1 protein-coding gene is annotated in these 4,044 nt (G+C 53.2%); it reads left to right on the forward strand.

Annotated elements, in window-relative coordinates; translation table 11 throughout:
- The coding region (locus QKW35_RS21105) for a hypothetical protein (RefSeq protein ID WP_282356349.1) at window positions 1-4,044 on the forward strand (4,044 nt) is incomplete at both ends.

The raw sequence follows: 4,044 nt of genomic DNA on the forward strand, positions 1-4,044 counted from the left end.
CAGCTGAAAGACTATGCGATGGGTGCATTCCCGCTCTGTCATGCAGAAGTGGCAACCCAGGTTCACGATAAAGACCACAACGACATCACCTTCGCGACCAATATCCCTGTACTGACCGAAGTGCACGATAAAGCATTCGTAACCGGTTCTGGTATCAACAATCCTCCAGATCCAACCGGTGACGTAAGCTTCCAGCTTTACAGCGGTCTGGACTGTATGCCAGGTAACGAAAGCGGTTCACCTGAAGTAGTAGCATTGGGTTCTGGTAATCCAGCCATGGCGGAATCTACACCGTTTATGCCTGCTGCAGGCGAATGGTCGTTCAGTGCCAGCTATGAAGGTGACAACAACTATCCTTCAGCCAGCTTGCCGGGTGAGGATTGTGAACCGTTTACCATCATTAAACGCAACGCAACCGTGGCAACCAACATTCACGATGCTGACCATAACGACATCACCGGCGGTGACGCATTTATCGGCGATACTATTCACGATAAAGCCTTTGTAACCGGCGATGGCGTAGCACCTACACCAACAGGTACGGTGACCTTCTACCGTTACGCAACCGGTAACTGTTCAGGTACACCAACCACTGAAACCATTAGCTTGTCGGGTGGTAGCGCTGAATCCAGTGGATTCCAGCTGCCGGCAGCAGGTGGCTTGTCCTATCTGGCCACGTACAGTGGCGACCAGTACTACAACGAGATCAAACTCGGTGATCTGAGTACGGCCCCTGTTCCTGAAGGGGATTGTGAACCACTGACCGTGAATAAAGTGGATGCTGATATCGCAACCCATGTCCATGACGCAAACCACGGCGACATTACCGGCAGTAGCGTTGATGTCGGCTCCATCGTGCATGACAAAGCAGTGGTAACAGGTCTGCAGGGAACACCTACCGGTACTGTAACCTTCTACCGTTACGCAACCGGCAACTGTTCCGGTACTGCAACCACTGAAACCGTAAGTCTGTCCGGCGGTATGGCCGAGTCCAGTGACTACGCTACCGTGTTGTCCGGCGCCTTGTCCTACGTTGCGATCTACAGCGGTGATGCCATTTACAATCCAATCGCGCTTGGGGATCTCGATCCGTCCAAACCTGTACCGGAAGGTGACTGTGAACCGCTGACGATCAACAAGATTGATGCGGATATTGCAACGCATGTGCATGACAAGGATCACAGCGACATCACCAACGGCAGTATCGATGTAGGGTTTACCGTGCATGATAAAGCGGACGTAACCGGTGCGCTAAGCACGCCTACCGGCACCGTAACCTTCTACCGTTACGCAACTGCCAACTGTACCGGCACTGCAACCTCTGAAACCGTGAGCCTGTCGGGCGGTATGGCCGAGTCGGCTCACTTCACAACGGTTGTGTCTGGTGCATTGTCCTATGTTGCAATCTACAGCGGTGACGGTGTTTACAATCCGATCACGCTGGGCGACCTGGATCCAAGCAAACCGGTTCCAGAGGGTGATTGTGAACCACTGACCGTGAATAAGATTGATGCGGATATCGCGACCCACGTTCACGATAACAGCCACGCAGATATTACCGGTGGCAGTGTGCCTGTCGGTTCGACTGTTCACGATAAGGCAGACGTAACCGGAGCGCTGAATGCACCTACCGGCACCGTAACCTTCTACCGTTACGCAACCGGTAACTGTACCGGTGCAGCAAGCACCGAAACCGTTGCACTGTCTGGCGGTATGGCTGAGTCCGGTAGCTTCACACCGATGTTGTCCGGTGCGCTTTCTTATGTAGCGATCTACAGTGGTGACGATGTTTACAATCCGATCACGTTGGGTGATCTGGATCCAAGTAAACCGGTTCCAGAGGGTGATTGTGAACCACTCACCGTGAACAAGATCAACGCTAACGTTGTGACACACGTTCACGATGACAAACACGCCGACATCACCGGTAGCAGTGTTGATGTGGGTGCAGTCGTTCATGATAAATCCGATGTAACAGGCGGGCTGACAGTGCCAACAGGTAGCGTGACCTTCTATCGTTACGCAACTGGCAACTGCTCCGGCACTGCAACCACTGAAACCGTTGAGTTGTCTGGTGGCATGGCCGAATCCAGTGACTTCAGCACGGTCGTATCCGGCGCATTGTCCTACTTGGCAACCTATAGCGGTGACGGTGTTTACTACCCAATCTCGCTGGGTGATTTGGATCCATCCAAACCAGTCCCAGAAGGTGATTGTGAGCCGCTGACCGTGAACAAAGTCGACGCAGACATCGCGACCCACGTTCACGATACCAACCACGGTGATATTACCGGCAGCAGTGTTGATGTAGGTTCGACCGTTCACGACAAAGCGAATGTGACCGGACTCCAAGGTACACCAACCGGTACCGTAACCTTCTACCGTTACGCAACCGGTAACTGTACAGGTGCAGCAACCACACAAACCGTTTCCCTGTCTGGAGGTATGGCAGAATCCAATGACTTCACAACTGTGCTGTCTGGTGCGCTCTCTTATGTAGCGACCTACAGTGGTGATAACGTCTACAACCCAATTACCTTGGGTGATCTGGATCCGACTAAACCAGTGCCAGAAGGGGATTGCGAACCGCTGACCGTGAACAAGATCGACGCCAACGTCGTGACCCATGTTCACGATGCAAACCACGGTGATATTACCGGCGGTAGCGTCGATGTGGGTTCCACCGTGCACGACAAAGCCGACGTAAGTGGTGGTCTGGGCGCTCCAACAGGTAGTGTAACCTTCTACCGTTACCCAACCGCTAACTGTACCGGTACACCAACTCTGCAAACCGTTGCATTGGCGGGCGGTATGGCTGAATCTGCAGCCTACACAACCCTCGTATCCGGCGGATTGTCCTACGTGGCAACCTACAGCGGTGACAGTGTTTACAATCCAATCAGTCTGGGTGATTTGGATCCATCCAAACCCGTACCGGAAGGCGATTGTGAACCACTGACCGTGAACAAGATCGATGCGAACGTCGTGACCCATGTCCACGATGCAAACCACAGTGACATTACCGGCGGTAGTGTGGATGTGGGTGCAACTGTGCATGATAAAGCCGATGTGACCGGTGGTCTGGGCACACCAACAGGTAGTGTAACCTTCTACCGTTACCCAACCGGTAACTGTTCAGGTACACCAACTACCGAAACTGTTGGGTTGTCCGGCGGTATGGCTGAGTCCAGTGACTTCCTGACCACCTTATCCGGTGGATTGTCCTACGTTGCGACCTACAGCGGTGACAGCGTATACAACCCAATCGGTTTAGGCGATCTGGACAGTACACAGCCTGTTCCTGAGGGTGACTGCGAACCACTGACCGTGAATAAGATCGATGCGAATGTAGCGACCAATATTCACGTCGGTGATCGTGTGGGTCCTGGGCATGATGATGTAGATGTACAGGGTGGCCAGATTGATGTTGGTAACTCTATCCACGATAAAGTGACTGTAAGCGGTATTCTGGATACCCCGACCGGTGACGTGACTTTCTATCGCTACGCAACACTGGATTGTTCTGGTGAGGCGATGGTTGACGGTCCTTGGGCACTGGGTGGTGACGGTACTCAGGAATCCTCTACCTTCACGCCAGGAATAGGTGACCTGTCGTATCTGGCTACCTACAGTGGTGACGGTGTCTACAACCCAATCACTCTGGGTGATCTGGCGGGCAACCTGCCAGCCCATTGTGAACCGTTGACCGTCGTGGGTGTGTTTGAAGCCTGTACACCAGGTTACTGGAAACAGCCTCAGCACTTCGGTAACTGGGCGGCACCTTACAGCGCTGTACCGGTAGAGACCAAGTATGTTGATGTATTCGGTATCGCTGGCAACCTACCGGGTCTGCCGGGTAAATACAAAGACATCACTCTGCTGGAAGCACTGGAAGCCGAAGGTAACACCGACAAAGAAGCCCTGTTGCGTCATAGTGCGGCAGCACTGTTGAATGCAGCCAACGCCGATGTGAACTATCCGCTTAGCGTGGATGAAGTGATCACTCTGGTACGTGCAGCATTCGCCAACGATACCGCAGCCGCA

The sequence above is a fragment of the Pontibacterium granulatum genome, assembly GCF_029961155.1.
Taxonomy (GTDB): Bacteria; Pseudomonadota; Gammaproteobacteria; order Pseudomonadales; family Balneatricaceae; genus Pontibacterium; species Pontibacterium granulatum.